Source organism: Reyranella sp. (genome assembly GCF_004297265.1).
Lineage (GTDB): Bacteria > Pseudomonadota > Alphaproteobacteria > Reyranellales > Reyranellaceae > Reyranella.
Window position 1 is genome coordinate 50,334 of the sequence record NZ_SCUT01000007.1, and the last position, 22,026, is coordinate 72,359.

General features: G+C 66.2%; 24 protein-coding genes. 11 read left to right on the forward strand and 13 right to left on the reverse strand.

Annotated features, from left to right (window positions below; genetic code table 11):
• Positions 1-6: 6 nt before the first annotated feature.
• The 5 genes from EPO41_RS02005 to EPO41_RS02025 form a co-directional block, all read right to left on the reverse strand.
• On the reverse strand, positions 7-984 hold the full coding sequence (locus tag EPO41_RS02005) for an oligopeptide/dipeptide ABC transporter ATP-binding protein (RefSeq protein ID WP_296319713.1): 978 nt from the start codon (positions 982-984) through the stop codon (positions 7-9).
• Positions 977-1,954, reverse strand: coding sequence for an ABC transporter ATP-binding protein (locus EPO41_RS02010; RefSeq protein WP_296319715.1), 978 nt, complete (start codon positions 1,952-1,954; stop codon positions 977-979). Before EPO41_RS02010 ends, EPO41_RS02005 begins: the two co-directional genes overlap by 8 nt.
• Positions 1,955-1,964: 10 nt before the next feature.
• The gene (locus EPO41_RS02015) at positions 1,965-2,786 is read right to left on the reverse strand and encodes an ABC transporter permease (protein ID WP_296320049.1); all 822 of its coding nucleotides are present in this window, start codon (positions 2,784-2,786) and stop codon (positions 1,965-1,967) included.
• Between the two features lie 29 nt (positions 2,787-2,815).
• Positions 2,816-3,751, reverse strand: coding sequence for an ABC transporter permease (locus tag EPO41_RS02020; RefSeq protein WP_296319717.1), 936 nt, complete (start codon positions 3,749-3,751; stop codon positions 2,816-2,818).
• A 98-nt stretch (positions 3,752-3,849) separates the two neighbouring features.
• Positions 3,850-5,445, reverse strand: coding sequence for an ABC transporter substrate-binding protein (locus EPO41_RS02025; protein WP_296319719.1), 1,596 nt, complete (start codon positions 5,443-5,445; stop codon positions 3,850-3,852).
• Positions 5,446-5,534: 89 nt separating this feature from the next.
• Between EPO41_RS02025 and EPO41_RS02030 the strand changes: the two genes are divergently transcribed.
• Positions 5,535-5,999 carry a CBS domain-containing protein gene (locus EPO41_RS02030; RefSeq protein ID WP_296319721.1) on the forward strand — a complete coding sequence of 155 codons (465 nt, stop codon included), beginning with the start codon at positions 5,535-5,537 and terminating at the stop codon, positions 5,997-5,999.
• A 4-nt stretch (positions 6,000-6,003) separates the two neighbouring features.
• Here EPO41_RS02030 and EPO41_RS02035 read toward each other — a convergent pair whose 3' ends face one another.
• The gene (locus EPO41_RS02035) at positions 6,004-7,617 is read right to left on the reverse strand and encodes a gamma-glutamyltransferase (protein ID WP_296319723.1); all 1,614 of its coding nucleotides are present in this window, start codon (positions 7,615-7,617) and stop codon (positions 6,004-6,006) included.
• A 96-nt stretch (positions 7,618-7,713) separates the two neighbouring features.
• Here EPO41_RS02035 and EPO41_RS02040 point away from each other — a divergent pair, with 96 nt between their 5' ends.
• The 6 genes from EPO41_RS02040 (at position 7,714) to EPO41_RS02065 (ending at position 12,718) form a co-directional block, all read left to right on the forward strand.
• Positions 7,714-8,679, forward strand: coding sequence for a tripartite tricarboxylate transporter substrate binding protein (locus tag EPO41_RS02040; protein ID WP_296319725.1), 966 nt, complete (start codon positions 7,714-7,716; stop codon positions 8,677-8,679).
• A 2-nt stretch (positions 8,680-8,681) separates the two neighbouring features.
• Entirely contained in the window at positions 8,682-9,770 is a 1,089-nt protein-coding gene (locus tag EPO41_RS02045; protein WP_296319727.1) for an LLM class flavin-dependent oxidoreductase, read from the forward strand.
• 25 nt (positions 9,771-9,795) lie between these two features.
• Entirely contained in the window at positions 9,796-10,716 is a 921-nt protein-coding gene (locus tag EPO41_RS02050) for a LysR family transcriptional regulator (protein WP_296319729.1), read from the forward strand.
• A 113-nt stretch (positions 10,717-10,829) separates the two neighbouring features.
• The gene (locus tag EPO41_RS02055; protein WP_296319732.1) at positions 10,830-11,885 is read left to right on the forward strand and encodes a hypothetical protein; all 1,056 of its coding nucleotides are present in this window, start codon (positions 10,830-10,832) and stop codon (positions 11,883-11,885) included.
• 11 nt (positions 11,886-11,896) lie between these two features.
• A complete protein-coding gene (locus EPO41_RS02060; RefSeq protein WP_295138526.1) occupies positions 11,897-12,424 on the forward strand; it encodes a UGSC family (seleno)protein in 528 nt (175 codons plus the stop codon).
• 69 nt (positions 12,425-12,493) lie between these two features.
• The gene (locus EPO41_RS02065) at positions 12,494-12,718 is read left to right on the forward strand and encodes a hypothetical protein (RefSeq protein WP_295138524.1); all 225 of its coding nucleotides are present in this window, start codon (positions 12,494-12,496) and stop codon (positions 12,716-12,718) included.
• Between the two features lie 16 nt (positions 12,719-12,734).
• Here the strand turns inward: EPO41_RS02065 and EPO41_RS02070 are convergent, their stop codons facing one another.
• The 4 genes from EPO41_RS02070 to EPO41_RS02085 all read right to left on the reverse strand — a co-directional run bounded on the left by EPO41_RS02070 (position 12,735) and on the right by EPO41_RS02085 (position 14,935).
• Positions 12,735-13,079, reverse strand: a complete 345-nt coding sequence (locus tag EPO41_RS02070; protein WP_296319733.1) for a Lin0512 family protein — start codon at positions 13,077-13,079, stop codon at positions 12,735-12,737.
• A gap of 13 nt (positions 13,080-13,092) precedes the next feature.
• The gene (locus EPO41_RS02075; protein ID WP_296319735.1) at positions 13,093-13,431 is read right to left on the reverse strand and encodes a Lin0512 family protein; all 339 of its coding nucleotides are present in this window, start codon (positions 13,429-13,431) and stop codon (positions 13,093-13,095) included.
• Between the two features lie 15 nt (positions 13,432-13,446).
• Entirely contained in the window at positions 13,447-14,430 is a 984-nt protein-coding gene (locus EPO41_RS02080) for a tripartite tricarboxylate transporter substrate binding protein (protein WP_296319736.1), read from the reverse strand.
• A gap of 106 nt (positions 14,431-14,536) precedes the next feature.
• Positions 14,537-14,935 (reverse strand): DoxX family protein, encoded by a 399-nt coding sequence (locus tag EPO41_RS02085; protein ID WP_296319737.1) that lies wholly within the window; start codon positions 14,933-14,935, stop codon positions 14,537-14,539.
• A 210-nt stretch (positions 14,936-15,145) separates the two neighbouring features.
• Here EPO41_RS02085 and ugpC point away from each other — a divergent pair, with 210 nt between their 5' ends.
• The 4 genes from ugpC (at position 15,146) to EPO41_RS02105 (ending at position 19,495) form a co-directional block, all read left to right on the forward strand.
• Positions 15,146-16,198: a sn-glycerol-3-phosphate ABC transporter ATP-binding protein UgpC gene (gene ugpC, locus EPO41_RS02090; protein ID WP_296319738.1), complete on the forward strand. Its 1,053-nt coding sequence runs from the start codon at positions 15,146-15,148 to the stop codon at positions 16,196-16,198.
• 48 nt (positions 16,199-16,246) lie between these two features.
• Entirely contained in the window at positions 16,247-17,578 is a 1,332-nt protein-coding gene (locus EPO41_RS02095; protein WP_296319739.1) for an extracellular solute-binding protein, read from the forward strand.
• 65 nt (positions 17,579-17,643) lie between these two features.
• Complete coding sequence (locus EPO41_RS02100; RefSeq protein WP_296319740.1) at positions 17,644-18,600, forward strand: sugar ABC transporter permease; 957 nt, start codon at positions 17,644-17,646, stop codon at positions 18,598-18,600.
• On the forward strand, positions 18,593-19,495 hold the full coding sequence (locus tag EPO41_RS02105) for a carbohydrate ABC transporter permease (protein WP_296319741.1): 903 nt from the start codon (positions 18,593-18,595) through the stop codon (positions 19,493-19,495). Before EPO41_RS02100 ends, EPO41_RS02105 begins: the two co-directional genes overlap by 8 nt.
• A gap of 257 nt (positions 19,496-19,752) precedes the next feature.
• Here EPO41_RS02105 and EPO41_RS02110 read toward each other — a convergent pair whose 3' ends face one another.
• The 3 genes from EPO41_RS02110 to EPO41_RS02120 form a co-directional block, all read right to left on the reverse strand.
• Positions 19,753-19,902: a hypothetical protein gene (locus tag EPO41_RS02110; protein ID WP_296319742.1), complete on the reverse strand. Its 150-nt coding sequence runs from the start codon at positions 19,900-19,902 to the stop codon at positions 19,753-19,755.
• Positions 19,903-20,065: 163 nt separating this feature from the next.
• Positions 20,066-21,040 (reverse strand): tripartite tricarboxylate transporter substrate binding protein, encoded by a 975-nt coding sequence (locus EPO41_RS02115; protein WP_296319743.1) that lies wholly within the window; start codon positions 21,038-21,040, stop codon positions 20,066-20,068.
• 28 nt (positions 21,041-21,068) lie between these two features.
• Positions 21,069-21,992: a hypothetical protein gene (locus EPO41_RS02120; RefSeq protein WP_296319744.1), complete on the reverse strand. Its 924-nt coding sequence runs from the start codon at positions 21,990-21,992 to the stop codon at positions 21,069-21,071.
• Between the last annotated feature and the right edge of the window lie 34 nt (positions 21,993-22,026).

Consider the following 22,026-nt stretch of genomic DNA (forward strand, 5'->3'; position numbering starts at 1 on the left):
GCCCCATCAACTCACGCGGTCGCGGAAATGACAAGCCGCACGATGGCCCGGAGACACTTCGCCGAACGCGGGATACTCCGCCGTGCAGATGTCGGCCTTGAGCGGGCAGCGCGGATGGAAATGGCAACCCGGCGGCGGGTTGAGGGCGCTGGCGATTTCGCCGCGCGCCTTGGCGTCGGCGCTGATGGCGGCCCGATGGAACGGGTCGGGGATCGCCGCGATCAGTGCGCGCGTATAGGGATGGCGCGGGTTCTCGAAGATCTCCTGCCAGCCGCCCTGTTCGACGATGCGGCCGAGATACATGACGGCCACGCGGTCGCTGACATGCTCGACCACGCCGAGATCGTGGCTGATCATGATGTAGGCCAGCCCCATCTCGTCCTTGAGTTCGAGCAGGAGATTGATGATCTGGGCGCGGATCGAGACGTCGAGCGCCGACACCGGCTCGTCGCACAGCACCAGTTTGGGCTTCAGGATCAGGGCGCGGGCGATGCCGATGCGCTGACGCTGGCCGCCGGAGAATTCGTGCGGATAGCGGTCGGCCTGCTCGGACCGCAGGCCGACCTTGGCCATCATGTCGATGACCCGCGCCTCGACCTCCGCCTTGTCGGTGACGCCGTGCAGGCGGAGCGGATCGGCGAGCGTGCGCCGCACCGTCTGGCGCGGATTGAGCGAGGCGTAGGGGTCCTGGAAGACCATCTGCACCGTGCGCGCCATCCTCATGCGGTCCGGCGGCGTGCTGCCGGAGATCTGCTGGCCGTCGATGCCGATCGTGCCGCGCGTCGGCGGCAGCAGGCCCATGATGGCGAGCGCAAGCGTGGACTTGCCGCAGCCCGATTCGCCCACCAGTCCCAGGCACTCGCCGGGCTTCACGTCGAGCGTCACGCCATCGACCGCCTTCAGGGTCTTGATGCCGCCGCCCAGCGCGTTGCCGACCTTGAAATGGACCGCCAGGTCGTCGAGCGAAAGCAGGCCCTCAGCCATGGTGATGGCACCTCACGAATCCTTCGGCCGGCAGGGGTGTCGCCTCGGGCACGACCGACCGGCAGACCTCGGTGACGGCGGGGCAGCGTGGATTGAAGCGGCAACCGGAGGGATAATTGGCGATCGAGGGCACGACACCCGAGATCTCGCGCAGCTTCTGGCGGCCACGGCGCGCCCGCTCGCCGAGCCGCGGCAGCGAATCGATCAGGCCCTGCGTATAGGGATGGGTCGGTGTGGCGAAGATCGCGTCGGCCACCTGGCTCTCGACGATGCGGCCGGCATACATGACGGCGACCCGCTTGCACATGTTGGCGACCAGCCCGAGATCGTGGCTGATCATCAGGATCGCCGTGCCCTTGGCGGCGCAGAGCTCGGCCATCAGGTCGATGATCTCGGCCTGCACCGTGACGTCGAGCGCCGTCGTCGGCTCGTCGGCGACCAGCAGGTCGGGGCCGCAGGCGAGCGCGATCGCGATCATCACCCGCTGCCGCATGCCGCCCGAGAGCTGGTGCGGATAGTCCCTGATGCGCCGCTCGGGCGAGGGGACGCGGACCTGGCGCAGCGCGTCCTCGGCGCGGTCCATCGCCTCGTTCCAGTTGGCGCCCTGATGCAGCACGAACATCTCGGCGATCTGCCGGCCGACCGGCGACAGCGGATTGAGGGCCGTCATCGGCTCCTGGAAGATCATGGCGATGCGCCTGCCGCGCAGGCGCCGCATCTCGGCCGCGGAGACGTTCTGGATCTCCTGGCCGTCGAGGACGATCTTTCCTCCCGCCAGCGACAGCGGCCGGCGCAGCAGGCCCATCACCGACAGCGCGGTGATGCTCTTGCCGCAGCCCGATTCGCCCACCAGCCCGAAGGCCTCGCCACGGCCGATCTCGAACGAGACATTCTCGACGGCGTTATAGGTGACGCCGTCGCCCGCCAGCGCGATGCGCAGGTTCTCGACCTTCAGAAGGGGCGTGGTCATGCGCGTGTCCTCATCCGCGCCGCGTCGTCGACTGCGGGTCGAGATAGTCGCGCAGCCCGTCGCCCAGGAGGTTGAGCCCGAGGACGGTGAAGAAGATGGCGAGGCCCGGAAACACCGACAGCCAGGGCGCCGTCGTGATCTGGTCGCGCGCCTCCGACAGCATGCTGCCCCAGCTCGGGAAAGGCGGGCGGATGCCGAGGCCGAGGAAGGACAGTGCCGCTTCGGCCAGGATGGCGCCGCCCATGCCCAGGGTCGCGATCACGATCAGCGGCCCCAGGATGTTGGGCAGGATCTGCGTGAACATGATGCGCAGGTCGCCATAGCCCAGGATGCGCGCGGCCTGGATGTACCCCTGGCTCTTCAGCGACAGGACCTGGGCGCGCGCGATGCGGCAGGAATAGGACCAGCTGGTGAGGCCGAGTGCGATGACGAGGCTGACGAGGCCGGGCCCGAGGATGGCCATGATGGCCAGAGCAAAGACCAGCGACGGGATCGCCAGCATCAGGTTGGTGAGGCCGCTCACCACATCGTCCCACCAGCCGCCCCAGTAGCCCGCGGTGAGGCCGAGGGTCACGCCGATCAGGCTGTTGCAGATCTGGCTGATGATGCCGACGCTCAGCGACACGCGGGCGCCCCAGACGATGCGCGAGTAGATGTCGCGGCCCTGCGCGTCGGTGCCGAAGGGGAACTCCCAGCAGGGCGGGATCTCGGCGTTCATCAGGTTGGCGTCCAGCACCGGGTCGGTCAGCGCGATCCACGGCGCCAGAATCGCCGAGAGGATGGCGATGGCCACCAGGCCGCCGCCGACCCAGAGGGAGGCGCCGCCCTTCAGGCGCAGTCGGGGAAGCTTGAGAGCGAGGCTCATCGGTACCGGATCCGGGGGTCGATCACGACATAGGCGATGTCGACCAGCGTGTTGATGACGAGGAAGAACAGCACGATCATCAGGATGCAGCCCTGGACCGTCGGCATGTCGCGCTGGAACACCGAGTCGACCATCAGCGAACCGACGCCCGGCCAGGCGAACAGCTTCTCGACGACGACCGCCTGTCCCATCAGCGAGCCGAACTGCAGGCCCACGATGGTGATGACGAGGACCAGCGCGTTGCGCAGCACGTGCCATTCGACGACCCGCCGCTCGCTCATGCCCTTGCTCCGGGCGGTGCGGACGAAGTCGGCGTTGAGCACGTCGAGCACCGCGGCGCGCGTGGTGCGGGCGAGCAGGGCCATCGGGCCGACGCCCAGCGCAATGGCCGGCAGGATGAGGTTGCGCAGGCCGCCGTCGCCATAGCCGAAGCTCGGCAGCCACTGGAGCTTCAATGCAAACAGGTACATCAGCATCAGGCCGAACCAGAACTGGCTGAGCGAGAGGCCGGAAATGGCGCCGACCATGGCGGCGGTGTCGATGAGACTGCCGGGCTTCAGCGCGGCCAGGAAGCCCAGGGTGACGCCGACCAGGATGGCGAAGACCATGGCCGCGAGAACCAGCTTCAGCGACGGCCAGATGCGTCCGGCCAGCATCTTGGTGACCGGCTCGCGCGTGCGGAACGAGGTGCCGAGGTCACCCGTGGCGGTGGCGGCGACGTATTTGGCGAAGCGCTCGACCAGCGGATCGTCGAGGCCCATTTCCTTGCGCATGCGTTCCATGACCGCGGGGTCGATGGTGGAGCGTCCGTCCTCGTTCATGCCGGAGATGAAGCTCCCGGGCAGGACGGAGAACAGCAGGAAGACGAGTGCCACGACGGCGAGGAGCGTCGGAATGACGTTGGCGAGGCGGCGGCCGAGGACAAGAAGCATTGCAGGGATTCTAGAGGACCCTCGCCACAGCTCTCGATGACAGCGCCTTTGTCATCCCGAGCGGCAGCGAGGAATCCTTCAGCTTTCTTCGTTCGCCGTTATTTCGCCGGCGAGCTTGCGTCGACCCAGATGTCTTCCGGGTACTGATGCGTGATCTCGGTCGGGTTGGCCTGCAGGCCGTGCACCCACGGCTGGAAGGCCAGGACCGCCTTGTTGTAGTTGAAGAACCAGACCGGCGCCTCGTCGTAGAGCAGGTTGTTGGCCTTCTTCAGGATCTCGTCGCGCTTGGCCATGTCGCCTTCCTGGGCGGCATCGTCGAGCAGCTTGTCGAAGTCGGCGTTGTTGAAGCCGGTGTAGTTGCAGGCCGTGCGCGGCGTCTTGGAGTAGTAGCAGCGCAGGGTCGCCAGCGAATCCGGCCCGGTCAGGCTCGACGCGATCAGCGCCTGGTGGTCGCCCTTCATCAGGAGCTCGGTCAGCACCGTGACCTCGACCAGCTTGGGCTTGGCCTTGATGCCGACCTTGGCCAGCATCGGGATCACCGCCTCGACGATCGGCAGGCCCCAGCTCTCGTTCTGGCTGGTCGTCCATTCGAACTCGAAGCCGTTGGGGAAGCCCGCTTCGGCCAGCAGCTTCTTGGCCTTCTCGGGATCGTAGGGATAGGGCTTCATGGTCTTGTCGAAGGCGGCGGACGACGGCGGCAGCCAGCTCGTGGCGCGATAGGCCTTGTCCTTGACCAGGCGCGAGATGATCAGGTTGGAATCGATCGCATAGTTGATCGCCTGACGCACGCGCTTGTCCTGGAACGGCTTGATCGAGCCGAGATTCATGTGCATGGAGCGCGTGAACATCTCGGCCACTTCCAGGATGCCCTTCGAGAGCTGCGGATCGGCGCGATAGGCGACGTACTGCGCCGGACCCAGGATCGAGGTGTCGATCTCCTTGTTGCGGAAGGCGACGTCGCGGGCGGCCGCCTCGGCCATGATCAGCACCTCGAGCTTGTCGAGATAGGGCTTGCCCGGCTTGTAGAACTTGTCGAAGCGCTCCATCACGACGCGCGAGCCCGGGATGTGCTCCTTGAACTTGAAGGGACCGAGACCGACCGGATTGGAGGCATAATTGCCCTTCTCGACCTCTTCCTTGGGCAGGATCGCGGTCGAGCCGCCGAAGAAGTAGTAGCCGGGGTCGACGCGATCGGTGATCGTCATCTCCAGCGTGAAGTCGTCGATCTTCTTCAGGCCCGAGATTTCCTTGGCCGCGCCCTTCTCGACATCGACCGCGCCCTTGATCAGGCGGACATAGCGGGCGCCCGGATAGCCCTTGCTGCCATCCATGATGCGGGTGAAGGAGAAGATCACGTCGTCGGCCGTCATCTTGCGGCCGTTATGGAAGAAGGCGTCGTCACGCAGCTTGTAGGTGTAGGTGAGGCCGTCGGCCGACACCGCCACCGACTTGGCCAGCTCGAGCTCGAGCTTGTTGGCGGCGGTATTCCAGTTGTAGAGCGTGCGGTTCAACGACTTGCCGACGATGTCGTCCTGGGCCCGGGGCGTCACGTGCGGGTCGAGGCTGCCGAAGCTTGCGGCGTAGGGCGCCGTCATGCGCAGCGTGCCGCCCTTGCGTGGTGTCTGCTGGGCGTCCGCCGCCCCGGCGCCCATGACGGCGATCGCCGCGGCCGCGAGCCATGCCAGTTTACGCATCAACCATCCCCTCATGACGTTTTCGTTGGAACGCATTCCATCGTGCCTTGCGCCTCTGTGCAAGAGGAATGCCTAGGACGGCCGCAACCATGTCTGAAGAGTCGCATTACCCGCTTATGCAGGTATCCGAGATCATGACCCGCGAGGTCGAGACCATCGCGCCTGACGCCTCTATCCAGGCAGCCGCCGAGGCGATGGAGGCCATCGGCGTCGGTTCGCTGCCGGTCTGCGACGGAAAGCGTCTGGTCGGCACGATCACGGACCGCGACATCGTCGTGCGCGCCGTGGCGGCCGGCTGGTCGCCGGTCGACGCCCTTGTAAAGGACTGCATGACCGAGGACGTCGCCTATGCCTTCTGCGACGAGCAGACGGAGGAAGTCCTCGAACGCATGAAGGTGCTGCAGATCAGGCGCCTCGCCGTCCTCGACCGCGACAAGAACCTCGCCGGCATCGTGGCCCTGGGCGACATCGCCACGGAACCGGACGCGGCAGCGGCGGGTCGTGTCGGCGCCGCCGTGGCCGAGATTTCCGAGCCGTCGCGGCCGCTCAAGTAGCGGCTCAGGCCGGAACGCAGTAGCCGTCGCGTCGGGGATCGCAGCCGCCGGCGAAGATGCCGGTTACGGGGTCGATCGCGACACCCTGCATGCCGCCCACGCTCCAGGTCCATTCCGGACCGGTGGTGACGTCGTGGCCGAGCTTGCGCAGATCGGCATGGACCTCGGGCGAAAGGCGCGATTCGAGCAGTACCGCGGCGCCGTCGGTGAGACGGCCGCGCGGCGCCTCGATCGCCTGCTGCAGCGGCAGGCCGAAATCGACGTACTGGACCATGGCCTGCGGCTGGGTCTGCAGGATGCCGTAGCTGCCCGGCGTGCCCAGCGCGAGGATCGGGGCGCCGTCCTTCGTCGAGATCGACGGCGCCATGCACATCGGCAGCTGGTCGCCCGGCTTCACGCGGTTGGGGCTCTGCGGGTTCACGTCGGCCCAGTAGAGGAAGTTGTTGAGACAGAGGCCGGTGCCGGGGACCACGACACCCGACCCGAAGACGCTGCCCAGGCTCTGGGTCAGGCAGATCAGGTTGCCCTCGCTGTCGGCGATCGAGAAGGACGTCGTGTGGCTCTCGTCGGTGGGCGAGACGGGCTGCTGCGGCGGGGTCCACTGTTCGGTCGGGCCGATCACCGGTTTGCCGTCGCGCACCCGGGCGCGCAGCGTCTCGACATGCGCGTCCGACAGGATCTCGGCCAGCTTCTGCGGCGCCGGCACGCCCGCCGCGATACGCACGCCGGCGGCGAGCCGGACGGCGCGCAGCACCGTGTCGAGATGCTCGGTCGAATTGCGCTTCATCGCAGCGAGATCGAAGCCTTCCAGGATGCGTAGGGTCAGCAGGAACTGGAAACCCTCGCAGGGCGGCGGCGGCACGTGGACGGTGCGGCCGCGATAGGCGACGGAGACCGGGTCGCGCCAGGTCGCCTTGGCCGCCAGCAGGTCGTCCATGATCATGCAGCCGCCCAGCTCGGTCAGCCGGTCGAGGATCTTCTGGCCGAGCGCGCCGCCGTAGAGCAGACCCGGGCCTTCGCTCGCCAGCGCCTCGAGCGTGCGCGCGAGGTCGGGCTGCTTCAGCACGAACCCCGGTTTCACGGTGCCGGCGCCGCCGGTATAGACCCGCGACCATTCCGGATGCAGTGCCTTGTGGGCCGCGAGGTCGCCCGCGACGGCCTGCATTTCCTCGAGGTTGAACTCGATCAGCTGGAAGCCGTCGCGCGCGATGGCGATCGCCGGCGCGAACAGTTCCGGCAGCTTCTTCTTGCCGTGGCTGCTGTTCAGCTCGCACCAGCCGGCGAGATTGCCCGGCGCCCCGACGGCGACCGCGCCGCGCTGCAGTTGCGCGCGGTTGCTGAGCTTGTCGATCGGGAAGTTCTTCGAGATCGGGCCGACGAAGTCGAGCGTGCGGACTCGCTTCTCGCTGGCGATGTAGCAGGTGGCGACGCCGCGGCCCGCGAGGCCGGACATATAGGGTTCGACGACGTTCAGTGCCGCTGCAGTCGCGACCGCCGCATCGAAGGCGTTGCCGCCGTTCGACAGGATGCGCGCGCCGGCCGCCGCCGCGAGTGGATGGGCCGCCGCCACCATGCCGTGCCGCGATGCGATTGTCGGACGCCTGCCGTGTTGCAGCATGAGATCTCCCTTTGAGGCGCGCGGATCGTGCCGCCTCTTTCGCGCTTCGACCAGCGTCAATTGCGCATCGGTGCTGCCGCTAGCATAAAGGCCGGCATGACAATCGGTCGGCGCCAAGCCCTGACGATCCTCGCCGCAGCGTCCGCAGCTGCATCTCCCGTACGCGCTCAATCATGGCCGGCAAAGCCGCTCAGCATCGTTGTGCCCTACGCGGCGGGGAGCGCCACCGACACGCTGGCCCGCGTCATGGCGGAATACCTGGCGCCCAAGCTCGGCCAGCCGGTGATCGTCGACAACAAGGGCGGCGGCAACGGCTCGATCGCTGCCAACTACGTCGCCAAGGCGCCGCCGGACGGCTACACGCTGATGATCGCGACGGCCGCGACGCATGCCGGCAATCCCAACCTCATGAAGTCGGTGCCGTACGATTCGCTGACGGATTTCGCGCCGGCCGGCTTCTACGGCTTCATCCAGTTCGTCCTGCTGGTGCGGGCCGATGCCGGCATGGACACGCTCGCCGACTTCATCAAGCGCGCCAAGGCCAGGCCGCCGCTGACTTCCGGTGCCGGCACACCCTCGGCCCGTGTGATCACGGCGACGCTGGCGGAGCGTCTCGGCACCGACATCACCTACGTGCCCTACAAGTCCGCGCCGCAGGCGCTGGCCGACCTCCTGTCGGGCCAGATCGACATGACCTTTGCCGACGTGGCCATCGCCGTGCCGCAGGTGAAGGCGGGCAAGGTGAAGGCGCTGGTGATGGCGTCGGATTCCCGCTCGTCGCTGCTGCCCGAGGTGCCGACCTTCCAGGAAGCGGGGCTCGGCCAGTTCGCGCTCGACGCCTGGTTCGTGATCATGGCGCCGTCGAAGACCCCGCCGGAGATCGTGGCGCGCATCGACACGGCGGTGCAGGAGATCGTGACCGATCCCGAGGTGATCAAGCGCCTGCGCGGCATCTCGTTCCAGCCGCAGCGCAAGGCGCCGGAGGATGTCCGGCCCTTCATCAAGTCCGAGATCGAGAAATGGGGCCGGCTCTCCAAAGCCGCCGGCATCGAGAAGGAATGAAGATGATGGAGAAGAAGCGCCTCGAATTCGGCTGGTTCCTGCCCACCGCGGGTGACACCACCGCCTATGGACTGCCGAGCGCACAGGTGCCGCCGTCGCTCGACCTGTTCGACAAGATCGTCGGCGCGGCCGAGGCGGCGGGCTTCGAGTACATGCTGGTGCCGGTCCAGACGGCCTGCTGGGAGGCCTGGATCACCAGCGCGATGATGGTGGCGCGCTCCAAGTCGATGCGCATGCTGGTGGCGGCGCGGCCGAGCTACATCAACCCCGTGTTGCTCGCGAAGATGATCACGGCCTTCGACCAGCTCTCGGGCGGCCGCATCTGCATCAACCTGATCGCCGGCCAGAGCGAGGCCGAGAACGCCTCCGAAGGCATCAAGTGGGGCAAGGAAGAGCGCTACGAGATCATGGACGAGGAGGTCTCGATCCTGAAGGCGCTGTGGACCACGAAGGGCCCGGTGAATTTCGACGGCAAGTTCTACCAGCTGAAGGGCGCGCAGATCCGCCCCTATCCGCTGCAGCAGCCGCATCCGCGTTTCTATCTGGGCGGCGGTTCGAAGCAGGCCTGGGAGATTTCGGCGAAGCACTCCGACGTGCATCTCTTCTGGGGCGACACCTACGAGCGCATCCGCGCCAACATGGCCGAGATCAAGTCGATGGCCGCACGCCATGGGCGCGAGAAGGAGATCGGTTTCGGCATGCGCCTGCAGGTCGTCTGCCGCGAGACCGAGAAGGAGGCCTGGGACTTCGCCCACGGGCTGGTCGAGCATGCGAGCGAGGCGCAGAAGGCCTTCGTGAAGGAACGCTTCGCGACTTCAGAAGCCAACCGCCGCGTGCGCGAGCTGGCGGCGATCGGCGAGACCATCGAGCCGCATCTGTGGACCGGCATCACCCAGGTCCGCCCTGGCGCCGGCATCGCCATCGTCGGCGATCCCGAGCAGTGCGCCGACACGCTGCAGAAGTTCATTGACCTCGGCTGCCATTCCTTCTGCCTGTCGGGCTACTTGCACGACGAGGAGGCGGAGCGGTTCGGCAAATGGATCATGCCGATCCTGCGCGAGCGCAATCGCGAGCGCATGCTGGCGGCGTAACTTCCGTCTGCGTAGGGTGGCGGCCATGGCCCAGCCGACCCTGCCGGATTTCAGCGCCCGCCAACTCGAGGCCGTCCTCGCTGTCGGGGAATATGGCAGCTTCATCGCCGCGGCGTCGCGGCTGCGCATCTCGCAGCCGGCGCTGACCCGCACGATCAAGCGGATCGAGACGGCCTTGGGCGTGCGCCTGTTCGAGCGCAGCACGCGGCATGTGCAGATCACGCCGGCCGGTCGCGAGTTCGCGGCGGTGGCGGAGCGCATGCTGAACGACCTGCGCATCACGGTGCGCTCCATCCGCGAGGTCGCCGAGGAGCAGCGCGGAAGGCTCGCCATCGCCAGCATCATGTCGGTGGCGAGCGGGACGCTGCCGTTGCTGCTTGCGACCTACCGCGCCGACAGGCCAGGCATCGAGATCCATGTCCAGGAAGGCGTCCATGGCAGCGTGCTCGAGGCGGTGCGCAGCGGCGCCGCGGATCTCGGCCTCACCTATGTCGACGAACTGCCCGACGCGATCTCGGGCGAAGCGCTGCAGCGCGAGACTTTCTGCCTGGTCGTGCCGCGCCGCCACCGGTTGGCCGCCCGACGCAACGTCTTGCTCGCCGACTTGCGCGACGAGCCGTTGGTGGCTCTGCCCAGCGATTCGCGGACCCGCCGCACGGTCGACGCCGCGGCTGCGGTGGCAGGCCTGACCTTGCGCCAGATCGTCATCGTCAGCCAGTTCGCCACCTTGATGGGCTGCGTCCGGGCCGGCGTCGGCCTCGCCATCGTGCCGACCGGCGCCACCGGCCTCCTCCTGGGTCGCGATCTGCGCGCCATTCCGCTGGGAGAACCGAAACTCTCGCGCCGTCTCGGCATCGTGCTCCTGAGGGAACGCGAGCCTTCCCCCGCAGCCGCCGGCTTCCTCGCCCTTGCGCGGCGGTCCTGGCCCAAGGCGGTTCGCCTTTGATGCATCAGGTGGAATAATGCCGGCTATCAGGTTGCGGTTGGCATAGGCGCTCGGAAGGCTATTCTGGCCGAAAGCCCTCCGGCGTCCCGTGCGCGGAGCGGCGGAGGAACGCCATGCAGTTTGCATCCAGGTCCTATTCGGCCGACAGCATTTCGGCGGTCCAGGAACTCTATCATTCCAACGGCTGGACCGACGGCCTGCCCATCGTGCCGCCGACGCGCGAGGCGGTTCAGGAATGCCTCGAATGGGTGATGATGCCGCCTGACCAGCTGATCGGCATCGAGCCCGTGCGCGGTCTCGCCATCACAGCCGAGAAGCTCGCGATCAACGCCGTCATGGCGGGCTGCCTGCCGATGCACTTCCCGGTCGTCGTGACGGCCTGGACCGCCATGATGCAGGAGGAATTCCTGATGCACGGCGCGACGGCGAGCACCGGCGGCTGCGCGGTGCTGGTCATCCTGAACGGCCCGATTCGCCTGGAGATCGGCGCCAGCGGCTCGTTCAACGCGCTTGCCAACTCCGATCGCGCCACGGCGGTCATCGGACGTGCCATCCGGCTCTGCCTGATCAACCTCCTGGACGACCGGCCGGGCGTGATCGACCGCTCGACCCTCGGCCATCCCGGCAAGTTCAGCTACTGCGTCGCGGAGGACGAGGAAGATACGACGTGGCTGCCGCTGGCCGAGCATCGCGGCGTGCCGAAGGGCGCATCGTCGGTCACCGTGATGGCGGCGGGCGCGCCGCGCCAGCTCATGAACGAATGGACCACGAAGCCGGAGGAGATCCTCGAGACCTTCGCGGCCGAGATGCGCGCCAACATGCGCCACTACTCGATCCATCCCGGCAACTACGCGCTGATCATTCCCAAGCAGCTGCGCGAGCATCTGCAGGCGGGCGGCTGGACCAAGGCCGACATCGCGACCTTCATCCACGAGCGCGCGCGCATCCATCGTCGCGAATGGGCCGATGTCGGCAAGGGCGCCGTAGTCCGTGATCGCGGCGACAGCGTCTACACCGCGATGGATTCGCCCGACCAGCTCCTGGTCGTGGCGGCCGGCGGCCCGGCCGGTGGCTTCGGCGCCGTCATTCCGCCCTGGCTCGGCAACAAGAGCTATGCCGTCACCCTGCCGATCGGCGTGTGCGTCGATTGCGAACCGCCCAAGAAGTAGGAGGAAACACCATGTTCGAAGTTCTCGACCCCACGCCGGGCACCGCCCCGCCGGCCGGCCGGCTCGCCCCGCGTCTCGACACGCTGGAAGGCAAGACGGTCGGCTTCATCTCGAACGGCAAGGAAGGCACCAAGGGCTTCTTCCGGCATCTCGACCAGATCCTGCGCGAGGAGTATGGCGTCGCCAACGTGGTGAGCCGCACCAAGTCGAACTACAGCGCGCCGGCCGACCCGCACATCGTGGCGGAGATCAAGGGCTGGGATGCCGTCGTCTCCGGCTTGGGGGATTGAGGGTCCTGCTCATCGTGCAGTCTGCACGACTCAGTTACCGCTGAACGACTGGAAGTTCCTGCTTTCAGCGTGATGACGACCCGGTTTGCCAGCGCGGCGGAGATGATGAGCCGCGTGCTCGGTATGCCGGGCTATGCCTTCGCCCAGATCGGTCACCCGGTCAGCAGCGCGACCGACGACCAGCTCCGCGACATGGCGCGCACGGCCATCGAGCAGGGCCTGGCGATGCTGGTCCGGCCGAAGGCCTGAACTCCCCAAAAGGCAACCTCGGGCAGCATTTTGCGTTGCCCGAGGGAACCAATAACGGGAGTTCACGGCATGAAGCCGATGGCGATTTTGGGTGTTCTTCTGATCGTGATCGGCATTGCCGGTCTGGCGATCGACAATATCTCCTTCACCGAGCGCAAGACCATCGTCGATGCCGGCCCGCTGAAGGTCACGGCCGACGAACAGCGCACCATCCCCATTCCCACCATCGCCGGCATCGTCGCCGTGATCGCGGGTGCCGGCCTCCTGTTCATGGGCCGTGCCGCGCGCGGCTGAGCGCGCTTTCCCTCCGTCAGGGGATCTCCATCCGGACCGCGATGGCGGCGCTGGCGATCACCGCCGGATCGTTGTTTTCCGGATCGGCGATGTCGAGGCCGCCCTTCACCACCTTCACGGTCACGATGCCGTGGGGCAGGGAGGCCTTGACCTTCTCCGCGTCGACTTTGTCGGGTTGCTGCACGCCGATCGTGACGTCGACGAACATGCCGGTCCTGGTGTTGATCTTCAGCGCCCGGATCATGGCGAGTGAGGAATGGTGCAGGGCGTCCTGCACCGCGCGCAGGGCGGCCTTGGTGTAGTCGCCGCCGTGCAGGTCGTTGCCGGTGCCGAGTTCGAGGATTACGCGCTTGGCAGTCATGGTCTTGGTCCTCTTACAGGTCCAGGCGGACGATGGCGGCCGCCTGCGCGATCACCGTCTTGTCCGTGCCGGCCTCGTTCTCGATCTCGAGGCCGCCCTCGAACACCTTCACCGTGCCGGTGCCGTGCGGCAGCACCGCCAGCACCTGCGCCGTGTCGACCTGATCGGGCTTGGGCACGCCGATCAGGACCTCGACGACCATGTCGTCGCTCGATTTGCCGAGTGCCGTGGCGATGGTGAGCGAGTTGTGCCACAGCGCGTCCCGCAGGGCGCGGACCGCGGCCTTGGTGTAGTCGCCGCCCCTGATATCGGTGCCCATGCCGATCTCGAGGGCCACCTTCTTCAACGCCATGGCTATGACTCCTTCTCAGGACTTCGCGAGGCCCGCCTTGATGAGCAGCGGCTTCACGTCGACATAATACTTCTCGGCGAAGGCGCGGAACTCGGCGGGATTCTTTTCCCAAGGCACCTGGATGAACTTCGCGAGATACTCGATCACCTTCGGCTCGGTCGAGGCCTGCTTGAAGGCCTGGTAGAGCGTGTCGACGATGGCCGGCGGCATGCCCTTGGGGCCGAGCAGGCCGTAGGGGCTCTGGCCCACCACGTTGACGCCGAGCTCGATCATTGTCGGCACGTCGGGATAGCGCGGGATGCGCTTCTCGGTGGCGAAGGCCAGGATGCGGCATTTGCCGTCGTCGACGAAGGGCGCCCACTGGGCCGCGTCGGCAATGAACTGGATCTCGCCGCCCATCAACGCCTGCATCCACTCCGCGCCACCCTTGTAGGGGACGTGGGTGAACTTCGCGCCGGTCGCCTGCTCGACCTCGATCATCATGAGCTGGCCGGTGCCGCCGACGCCCGAGGTGCCGTAGTTGTACTTGTCCGGGTCCTTCTTGCCGGCGGCGATCATGTCCTGGAAGGTCTTCCAGGGAGAGTCGGAGCGCACGACGATCCCCATCGTGTAGCCCGACAGGCCGGTGATGTAGGTGAAGTCGGTGAGCGGATTCCAGCTGGTCTGCTGGTAGTGCGGATAGCGCAGCGTGTTGATGCTCATCACGGCCAGGGTGTAGCCGTCGGGCTTGGCGTTGAGCAGCATCGCCGGGGCCAGCGTGCCGGCGGCGCCCGGCTTGATGTCGATGATGATCTGCTGGCCCAGGATCTTGCCCACGGCCTCGGCGAGCAGACGCATGTGCACGTCGGTGACGCCGCCCGCGGCGAAGGGATTGTAGATCGTGATCGGCTTCTCGGGCTTCCAGCGGGTCTGGGCGCGGGCCAGCATCGGCAGGCCGAGCGCCGTCGCGCCGGCCAGGGCGGTAAAGTGGCGACGGTTGATCGAGACCGGCTGGGACATGAACGCTCCTCCTGTTTCTCTCTTGTCGGTCGTGCACACAACGAAACGGCTGCACGAGGCAGCCGTCCGTCCGTTCCATACCGTTTCGGGGAAGGCGCGTTAAGCGCTACTTCTTGCGCGCGGCGTCGATGCTCCACGGGCCGGGACCGGCGGCGGCAAGATAGAGGAAGACGAAGCAGTAGAGTGCGGCGAGCTCGCCCTTGTTCAGGATCGGATAGAAGCCCAGCGGGGCGTGGACCATGAAGTAGGCCACGGCCGTCATGCCGGAAGCGACGAAGGCGGCCGGGCGGCTGAACAGCCCGACGACCAGCAGGATGCCGCAGACGAACTCGATGATGCCGGCATAGCCCGGCATCGACATGAGGTTGAAGTTGGCCGGGACGACGCCCGCCGGAAATTTCAGCAGCTTGCCGGTGCCGTGCTGGAGCAGGAGCAGGCCGCTCATGATCCGCAGCATGCTGAGCAAGCGCGGAGCCCATGCCGCAGCTAGAGTGTCGAGGTTCATTTGCAGAAATTTCCCAGGATTAAATTGCACTTCCAGCATCCTGCAGGCGGTCCTCTCTTTCGACAAGCGATTGCTGGTAATCAGGTTACCAATTCGTCAGCGAGCACTCGCGCTTCGTGCGCGGTTTGCCTATGATCCCGCGCGACCGGTCGAAAGAACCGGCAGTTGTACAAGTAATAAGCGGCCAGAGGCCGCGCGCGTGGAGGAAGTATGGCGACGGTCGAAGTCCGCACAGTGCGGAAGGCGTTCGGGCCCGTAGAGATTCTACATGGCGTAAGCGTCGACATCGCCGATGGCGAGTTCGTGGTTCTGGTCGGCCCCTCGGGCTGCGGCAAGTCCACCCTGCTGCGCATGCTGGCGGGGCTCGAGAACATCACCTCGGGCGAGATCGCGATCGGCGGGAGGGTGGTGAACACGGTCCCGCCCAAGGATCGCGACATCGCGATGGTGTTCCAGAACTACGCCCTCTACCCGCACATGACGGTCTACGACAACATGGCCTTCTCGCTGACTTTGGCGAAGGCGCCGAAATCGGTGATGGACCAGGAAGTCGGCCGAGCGGCCAAGATCCTCGGTCTCGAGCAGCTCCTGCATCGCTTCCCGCGGCAGCTCTCGGGCGGCCAGCGTCAGAGGGTCGCCATGGGCCGCGCCATCGTGCGCAACCCACAGGTCTTCCTGTTCGATGAGCCGCTCTCGAATCTCGACGCCAAGCTGCGCGTGCAGATGCGTTCGGAGATCAAGGAGCTGCACCAGCGACTCAAGGTCACGACCGTCTATGTCACGCACGACCAGATCGAGGCCATGACCATGGCCGACAAGATCGTGGTCATGAACAACGGCCATATCGAGCAGATCGGTGCGCCACTGGAACTCTATGACCGGCCGGCAAACCTGTTCGTCGCGGGCTTCATCGGCTCGCCGGCCATGAACATGGTGAAGGGCACGGTCTCGAACGGCGCGCTCCGCATGGAAGATGGCACGGCCTGGCCGCTACCCGCCAATGGCGGCCGTGCGGCCGACGGCCCCGCCGTCTACGGCGTGCGGCCCGAGCATCTCATGCTCGATCCCGGTGGCATCCCGGCCACCGTCCAGGTGGTCGAGCCGACCGGGTCGGAAACCCAGGTCCTGATGCGGATCGGCGGCCAGTCGGTAATCGGCGCCTTCCGCGAGCGTGTCACGGCGAAGCCCGGCGAGATCCTGCCCGTGAGGCCCGATCCCGCCCTGGTCCATCTGTTCGACCAGCAGTCGGGCCAACGCCTCTGAGAACGGGGAAAAGAAGACAAACCAAAGGTCAATCAGGAGGAAACAAGAATGGCGTTCATCATCAAGCGTCGTGAGTCGATCATTCTCGGTGCTGCCGCGGCGGCGATGGCGATGGCCGGCAAGGCCAACGCGCAGTCGGAGATTCCCAAGGCGGACGTGCCGGCGCCCAAGCTGCCGATCGAGAAGGGCGCAACGCTCCGCCTGATCCGGCCCGCGCGCTTCGTCGAGCCCGACGAAGTGATCTTCCGCGCCAACAGCGCCAAGTTCGCCAAGGAGACCGGGGTCGAGGTCAAGGTCGACCTGGTGGGTTGGGAGGACATTCGCCAGCAGACCGCCGTTTCGGCCAACACCGGCGCCGGTCCCGACATCGTCCTGGGCTGGGCGGAAGATCCGCATATCTACGCCGACAAGGTGATCGAGCTTTCCGACGTCGCCGAGTATCTCGGCAAGAAGTACGGCGGCTGGATGTTCCTCGGCGAGAAGTTCGGCAAGAAGGCCAAGACCAACAACTGGATCGGCATCCCCATGGGCGGCACCGGCGGCCCGCTGGTCTATCGCGCCTCGGCGGTGAAGGAAGCCGGCTTCGACAAGGTGCCGACCACGCTTCCCGACCTGCTGAAGCTCTGCCAGCAGCTGCAGAAGATCAAGAAGCCGGCCGGCTTCGCGCTCGGCAATGCGGTGGGCGACGCGAACGGCTTCGCCAACTGGATGCTGTGGAGCCATGGCGGGGCGTTGGTCGACGAGGACGGCAAGGTCATCATCAACAGCAAGGAAACCGTCAACGCGCTCAACTTCGTGAAGGAACTCTATCCGACCTTCATCCCGGGCACGATGTCGTGGAACGATATCAGCAACAACCGGGCCTATGCGTCGAACGAGCTGTTCTTCACGGCCAACGGCGTGTCGATGTACTTCGCGCTGAAGAACGACCCGGCCACCAAGGCGATCGCCGACGACACCGAGCACGCGCTGCTGACCCAGGGCGTGGCGAGCTCGGCGCCGATGAGCGCCACGGTGCTGAACGCCATGGTGTTCAAGCACACCAAGTTCCCGAACGCCGCCAAGGCCTACCTGACCTTCATGATGGAGGCCGAGCAGTACGATCCGTGGCTGACCGGCTGCCTGGGCTACTGGTCGCATCCGCTCAACGCCTACGACAAGAGCAAGGTGTGGACGAGCGATCCCAAGATCGCGATCTATCGCAGCACCATGAACAACCGCTTCTGGAGCGGCTACAAGGGTCCGATCACCCAGGCGGCCGGCACTGTCGCGGCCGAATACATCCTGGTGCAGATGTTCGCCTCCGTGGCCTCGGGCCAGGCCACGCCGGCCGATGCCGCCAAGGAAGCGGAGCGCCGCACGCGCCGCTACTACCGCTAGGGCCTGACAGGGAAGGGCGCGACCGGTTCGCCGGTCGCGCCGCTCTCCCGCTCTCCGGAGGGAAGATGACCGTCGCCACGATGACCGACTGGAACCGGACCCGGATACAGCAGGGTCGGCTGGCGCGCCTGTTCGACAACAAGGCGTTCCTGATTTTCATGTGCCTGTTGCCGGCCATGGGCCTGCTGACGGTGTTCCTCACCTATCCGCTGGGGCTCGGCATCTGGTTGTCCTTCACCGACACCAAGATCGGCCGCACCGGCAAGTGGATCGGCTTCGAGAACTTCGAATACCTGCTCGAGGATCCGCAGTTCTGGACCGCGGTCTTCTACAGCGTCTTTTATACGGCCGTCGCGACGTTCGGGAAGTTCGCACTGGGCCTCTGGCTCGCGCTGCTGTTGAACCGCCATCTGCCGCTCAAGAATCTGCTGCGCGCGATCATCCTGCTGCCGTGGATCGTGCCGACCGTTCTGTCGGCGCTGGCCTTCTGGTGGATCTACGACCCGCAGTTCTCGATCATCTCCTATTTTGCCACCGACGTGCTGGGCGTCCGCGAGAAGCCCTTCGACTTCCTCAGCACGACCTGGCCGGCGCGCTGGTCGCTGATCGCCGCCAACATCTGGCGCGGCATCCCCTTCGTGGCGATCTCGCTGCTGGCCGGCCTCCAGACCATCTCGCCGTCGCTCTACGAGGCGGCCCTGCTCGACGGGTCCACGGCATGGCAGCGCTTCCGCTACATCACCTTCCCGCTGCTGCTGCCGATCCTGGCGATTGTGATGACCTTCTCGATCATCTTCACCTTCACCGATTTCCAGCTCGTCTACGCCATCACCCGCGGCGGTCCGATCAACTCGACCCATCTGATGGCGACGCTCGCCTTCCAGCGCGGCATCGCCGGTGGCGAGCTGGGCGAGGGCGCCGCGATCGCCGTCGCCATGATCCCGTTCCTCGTGTTCGCCACGCTGTTCAGCTACTTCGCGCTCGCGCGCCGCAAGTGGCAGCAGGGAGAGGCCAATGACTGACGCCGCTTCGACGGCACCGACTGCGGCCAGTTCGACCGCTCCCGCCGAGGATATGGTCTGGGAGAGCCGCGGCCGGCGGATGGTGACGATCTACCTGCCGCTGATCTGCTTCGTGATCATCCTGCTCTTTCCGTTCTATTGGATGGGGATCACCGCCTTCAAGCCGAACGCCGAGCTGTACGATTACAAGACCTACAATCCGTTCCTGATCGGCAGCCCGACGCTCGACCACATCTACAAGCTGCTGTTCCAGACCTCCTACCCGAAGTGGCTGATGACCACGATGGGCGTGGCGGTCTGCTCGACCTTCCTGTCACTGCTGTCGAGCGTGCTGGCGGCCTACGCCATCCAGCGCCTGCGCTTCAGGGGCAGCCAGTATGTCGGCCTGGGCATCTATCTCGCCTATCTGGTTCCGCCGTCGATCCTGTTCATCCCGCTGGCGACGACGGTCTACCAGCTCGGTCTGTTCGACACGCCGCTGGCGCTGATCCTGACCTACCCGACCTTCCTGGTGCCGTTCTGCACCTGGCTGTTGATCGGCTACTTCAAGTCGATCCCGTACGAGCTCGAGGAATGCGCCCTGATCGACGGCGCGACGCGCCTGCAGATCCTGCGGCGCATCACGCTCCCGCTCGCCGTACCCGGCCTGATCTCGGCCGGCATCTTCTCCTTCACCTTGTCGTGGAACGAGTTCATCTATTCGCTCGCGTTCATCCAGAGCAGCGAGAAGAAGACGGTGCCGGTCGCCATCCTGACCGAACTCGTGTCGGGCGACGTCTATCAGTGGGGCTCCCTGATGGCGGGCTCGCTGCTGGGATCGCTTCCGGTGGCGATCTTCTATTCCTTCTTCGTCGACTACTACGTCTCCTCCCTCACCGGGGCGGTGAAGGAGTAGCGTCCTTCGCCTCAGGCAACGGGACCCGGCGGGCCCTGTGGATGAGGCACGGGTGTAGGCATGTCCTCCGGCGCAGGCGTGCCCGGCGGAAGCGGCATCTCGGGCGGGATGGGGTCGACCTTGCCCGGAGCCGGTGGAACGGCGGGAACTTCGCGCGGCGGATCCGCTGCATGCAACTTCATTTGTAAGCCTTTCCTGAAGAGCGGAAGAACGAATGCCCGCCGTGAGGCGGGCATTCGGCTTCGGCGAAGCAGGGACTAGTGGTCCTTGTTCTGCGGCTGCTGCGGCTGGCCAGGCTTCTGGTTGGGCTGCTGGTTCTGCCGCTGCTGCTGCTCGCGCTGCGCCTGCTCGCGCTGCTGGCGATCACGATCCTGCTGCTGCGAGGGATTCTGCTTCTGGTCGTTCATGGCGTTTCTCCATGTTCGCCGCGACCGCCGAAATGACGATCGCTGTTTAGAGAACGCCTCCCTCGGGAAGGGGGTTGCACGCCCTGCCGTTTCTGGATCTGCAGGGCTCGAGAGAATTCAGGGTGCCATATGGGGACGCACACGCGTCCACGCCGTTGCGCCTCTATTTCTCCGGCACGTTGCCGATGCGCTCCACGGCGACCTTCAGACGAGCCGCGTCCTTGTCCAGGAAGTCCTTGAATTGGGGCGCGTCGAGGTAGGCGATTGGCGTTTCGACCTTGGCCATCGCCTCCTTGAATTCCGGGTCTTCGACCGTGCGCCGGACCGCGTCCCGCAGCGTCATGAGGACAGGTGACGGCGTGGCTGCGGGCGCGAAGAGTCCCGACCAGATGTAGAAGGTGGCGTCGTAACCCAGCTCCTTCATGCTCGGCACATCCGGCATCGAAGCGAGGCGCTTGTCGCCCCACACCGCGAGCGCGCGCATCTTGCCGGCCTTGATCTGGCCGATGGCCGCCGACGGGCCCGAGGCGAGGGCGTCGATCTGGCCGCCCAGCAGCGCCGCGACCGCCGGGCCGCCGCCCTGATAGGGAATATGGAACAGCTTGATGCCCGCGGCGTCGGCGAAGATCTCCATCGCCACATGCAGCGTGCCGTAGACGCCCGAGGAGCCGTAATTGATGGTCCCGGGCTTGGCCTTCGCGGCGTCGACCAGATCCTTCAGCGTCTTGTAGGGTCCGTCCTCCCGCACGACCAGGACCGTGGGGTCGGCACTGATCAGGGCGATCGGCGCGAACTGGTCGAGTTCGTAGGCGGGCGCGCGGCCCTGCAGGCGATCGGCGACCGGCAGGACCGAGATCGACGACAGCGCCATCAGCAGCGTGTAGCCGTCCGGCGCGGAGCGCGCGGCCTGCGCCGTGCCGACCGAGCCACCGGCGCCGCCCTTGTTCTGCACGACGACCGACTGCTTGAGCAGCTTGCCCATGACATGCGCCGTCGGCCGGCCGGTGATGTCGGCCACGCCGCCGGGCGGGAAGGGCACGATCATGGTAATCGGCCGCGACGGATAGGCCTCCTGGGCCTGGAGCGGAAGGCCGAGCGGCAGCATCGCCGCGCCGGTCAGAAGGGTTCGCCGCTTCATCGTTTCCTCCATTCGCGTCTTTGATTGGTTACTTGCCCTTGGAGCCTGCCTTGGCCGCACCGCCCCGCGTGCCGGGATAGGTCGCGGTGAAGCCGAAGAGGGTCGAGAGCGCGTCGGGCACCATGATCTTGTCGAGGTCGTCGAGGCCCGCTGTCTTGGTGGGCTTCACGCCCAGCACCAGCGGGCCCTTGGGCGCCTTCCAGTCGCCGACGAAGGAAGCAAGGGCGTCGAGCGCTTTCAGGGTCTCCCCGGTCTGGGCCTGGGCGAAGCCGGCCAGCGCGTCGAGCGCGGTGGTGATCAGCTCCTCGGACTTGATGCCTTCCTCGCTGGCGACGGCGGGGACCAACTTGCCCAGCAGTTCCTTGTCGTCGATCGTAAAGGAGGCGCGGCGCAGCCGGCCCTCGTCCTTGGCGGTGTCCATGTCGGTGTCGTCGCTCACCCCATCCACGATCATCGACAGGGCAAAGCTGGCCTGACCGCGCAGGGTCACTTCCAGCATGTTGACGGTCAGGACCTTGGCGGCCGGATCGATTCGATAGTCGAGGGCGATGTCGAACGGCACCTTGGGCACGCCGTAGGGCTCGAGCGCGGTGAACATCTCGTCGTCGCCGGTCATGCCCTCCATCCTGAGCCTGGCGAACCGCGGGGCACGATCGTCCTTGGAATCCTTCCTGAGGCGGTCGAAGTCGAGGTCCTCGACCGTCACCCTGTCGATCCTGATCGTGCTTTCCTTGTCGCCGGTCGCGGCGTTGGCCGGGACGACGGCCACGACGTCTTTCAGGACGAAGCCGGAGGGCCCGAGCGGCTCGGCGCCGGCATAGCTCAGCGTCTTGAGCTCGAACTGGGGCTTGATCTCCTTTTCGAAGCGCTCCAGCCCGTTCTGCGCCCAGGTGCCGGTCGCAAGCCCGATCAACAGCAGTGCCGACAACAGCGCCGCGAAAACTATCCGCATGAACTCATCTCCTCGCCAATGGTCGAGGATAGCA

What these genes read in the sequence shown, in the direction of transcription:
- EPO41_RS02005 (WP_296319713.1), bottom strand. Translation starts at nt 984, where the DNA reads ATGGCTGAGGGCCTGCTTTCGCTCGACGACCTGGCGGTCCATTTCAAG.
- EPO41_RS02010 (WP_296319715.1), bottom strand. Translation starts at nt 1,954, where the DNA reads ATGACCACGCCCCTTCTGAAGGTCGAGAACCTGCGCATCGCGCTGGCG.
- EPO41_RS02020 (WP_296319717.1), bottom strand. Translation starts at nt 3,751, where the DNA reads ATGCTTCTTGTCCTCGGCCGCCGCCTCGCCAACGTCATTCCGACGCTC.
- EPO41_RS02025 (WP_296319719.1), bottom strand. Translation starts at nt 5,445, where the DNA reads ATGCGTAAACTGGCATGGCTCGCGGCCGCGGCGATCGCCGTCATGGGC.
- EPO41_RS02030 (WP_296319721.1), top strand. Translation starts at nt 5,535, where the DNA reads ATGTCTGAAGAGTCGCATTACCCGCTTATGCAGGTATCCGAGATCATG.
- EPO41_RS02035 (WP_296319723.1), bottom strand. Translation starts at nt 7,617, where the DNA reads ATGCTGCAACACGGCAGGCGTCCGACAATCGCATCGCGGCACGGCATG.
- EPO41_RS02040 (WP_296319725.1), top strand. Translation starts at nt 7,714, where the DNA reads ATGACAATCGGTCGGCGCCAAGCCCTGACGATCCTCGCCGCAGCGTCC.
- EPO41_RS02045 (WP_296319727.1), top strand. Translation starts at nt 8,682, where the DNA reads ATGATGGAGAAGAAGCGCCTCGAATTCGGCTGGTTCCTGCCCACCGCG.
- EPO41_RS02050 (WP_296319729.1), top strand. Translation starts at nt 9,796, where the DNA reads ATGGCCCAGCCGACCCTGCCGGATTTCAGCGCCCGCCAACTCGAGGCC.
- EPO41_RS02055 (WP_296319732.1), top strand. Translation starts at nt 10,830, where the DNA reads ATGCAGTTTGCATCCAGGTCCTATTCGGCCGACAGCATTTCGGCGGTC.
- EPO41_RS02065 (WP_295138524.1), top strand. Translation starts at nt 12,494, where the DNA reads ATGAAGCCGATGGCGATTTTGGGTGTTCTTCTGATCGTGATCGGCATT.
- EPO41_RS02070 (WP_296319733.1), bottom strand. Translation starts at nt 13,079, where the DNA reads ATGACTGCCAAGCGCGTAATCCTCGAACTCGGCACCGGCAACGACCTG.
- EPO41_RS02075 (WP_296319735.1), bottom strand. Translation starts at nt 13,431, where the DNA reads ATGGCGTTGAAGAAGGTGGCCCTCGAGATCGGCATGGGCACCGATATC.
- EPO41_RS02080 (WP_296319736.1), bottom strand. Translation starts at nt 14,430, where the DNA reads ATGTCCCAGCCGGTCTCGATCAACCGTCGCCACTTTACCGCCCTGGCC.
- EPO41_RS02085 (WP_296319737.1), bottom strand. Translation starts at nt 14,935, where the DNA reads ATGAACCTCGACACTCTAGCTGCGGCATGGGCTCCGCGCTTGCTCAGC.
- ugpC (WP_296319738.1), top strand. Translation starts at nt 15,146, where the DNA reads ATGGCGACGGTCGAAGTCCGCACAGTGCGGAAGGCGTTCGGGCCCGTA.
- EPO41_RS02095 (WP_296319739.1), top strand. Translation starts at nt 16,247, where the DNA reads ATGGCGTTCATCATCAAGCGTCGTGAGTCGATCATTCTCGGTGCTGCC.
- EPO41_RS02100 (WP_296319740.1), top strand. Translation starts at nt 17,644, where the DNA reads ATGACCGTCGCCACGATGACCGACTGGAACCGGACCCGGATACAGCAG.
- EPO41_RS02105 (WP_296319741.1), top strand. Translation starts at nt 18,593, where the DNA reads ATGACTGACGCCGCTTCGACGGCACCGACTGCGGCCAGTTCGACCGCT.
- EPO41_RS02110 (WP_296319742.1), bottom strand. Translation starts at nt 19,902, where the DNA reads ATGAACGACCAGAAGCAGAATCCCTCGCAGCAGCAGGATCGTGATCGC.
- EPO41_RS02115 (WP_296319743.1), bottom strand. Translation starts at nt 21,040, where the DNA reads ATGAAGCGGCGAACCCTTCTGACCGGCGCGGCGATGCTGCCGCTCGGC.
- EPO41_RS02120 (WP_296319744.1), bottom strand. Translation starts at nt 21,992, where the DNA reads ATGCGGATAGTTTTCGCGGCGCTGTTGTCGGCACTGCTGTTGATCGGG.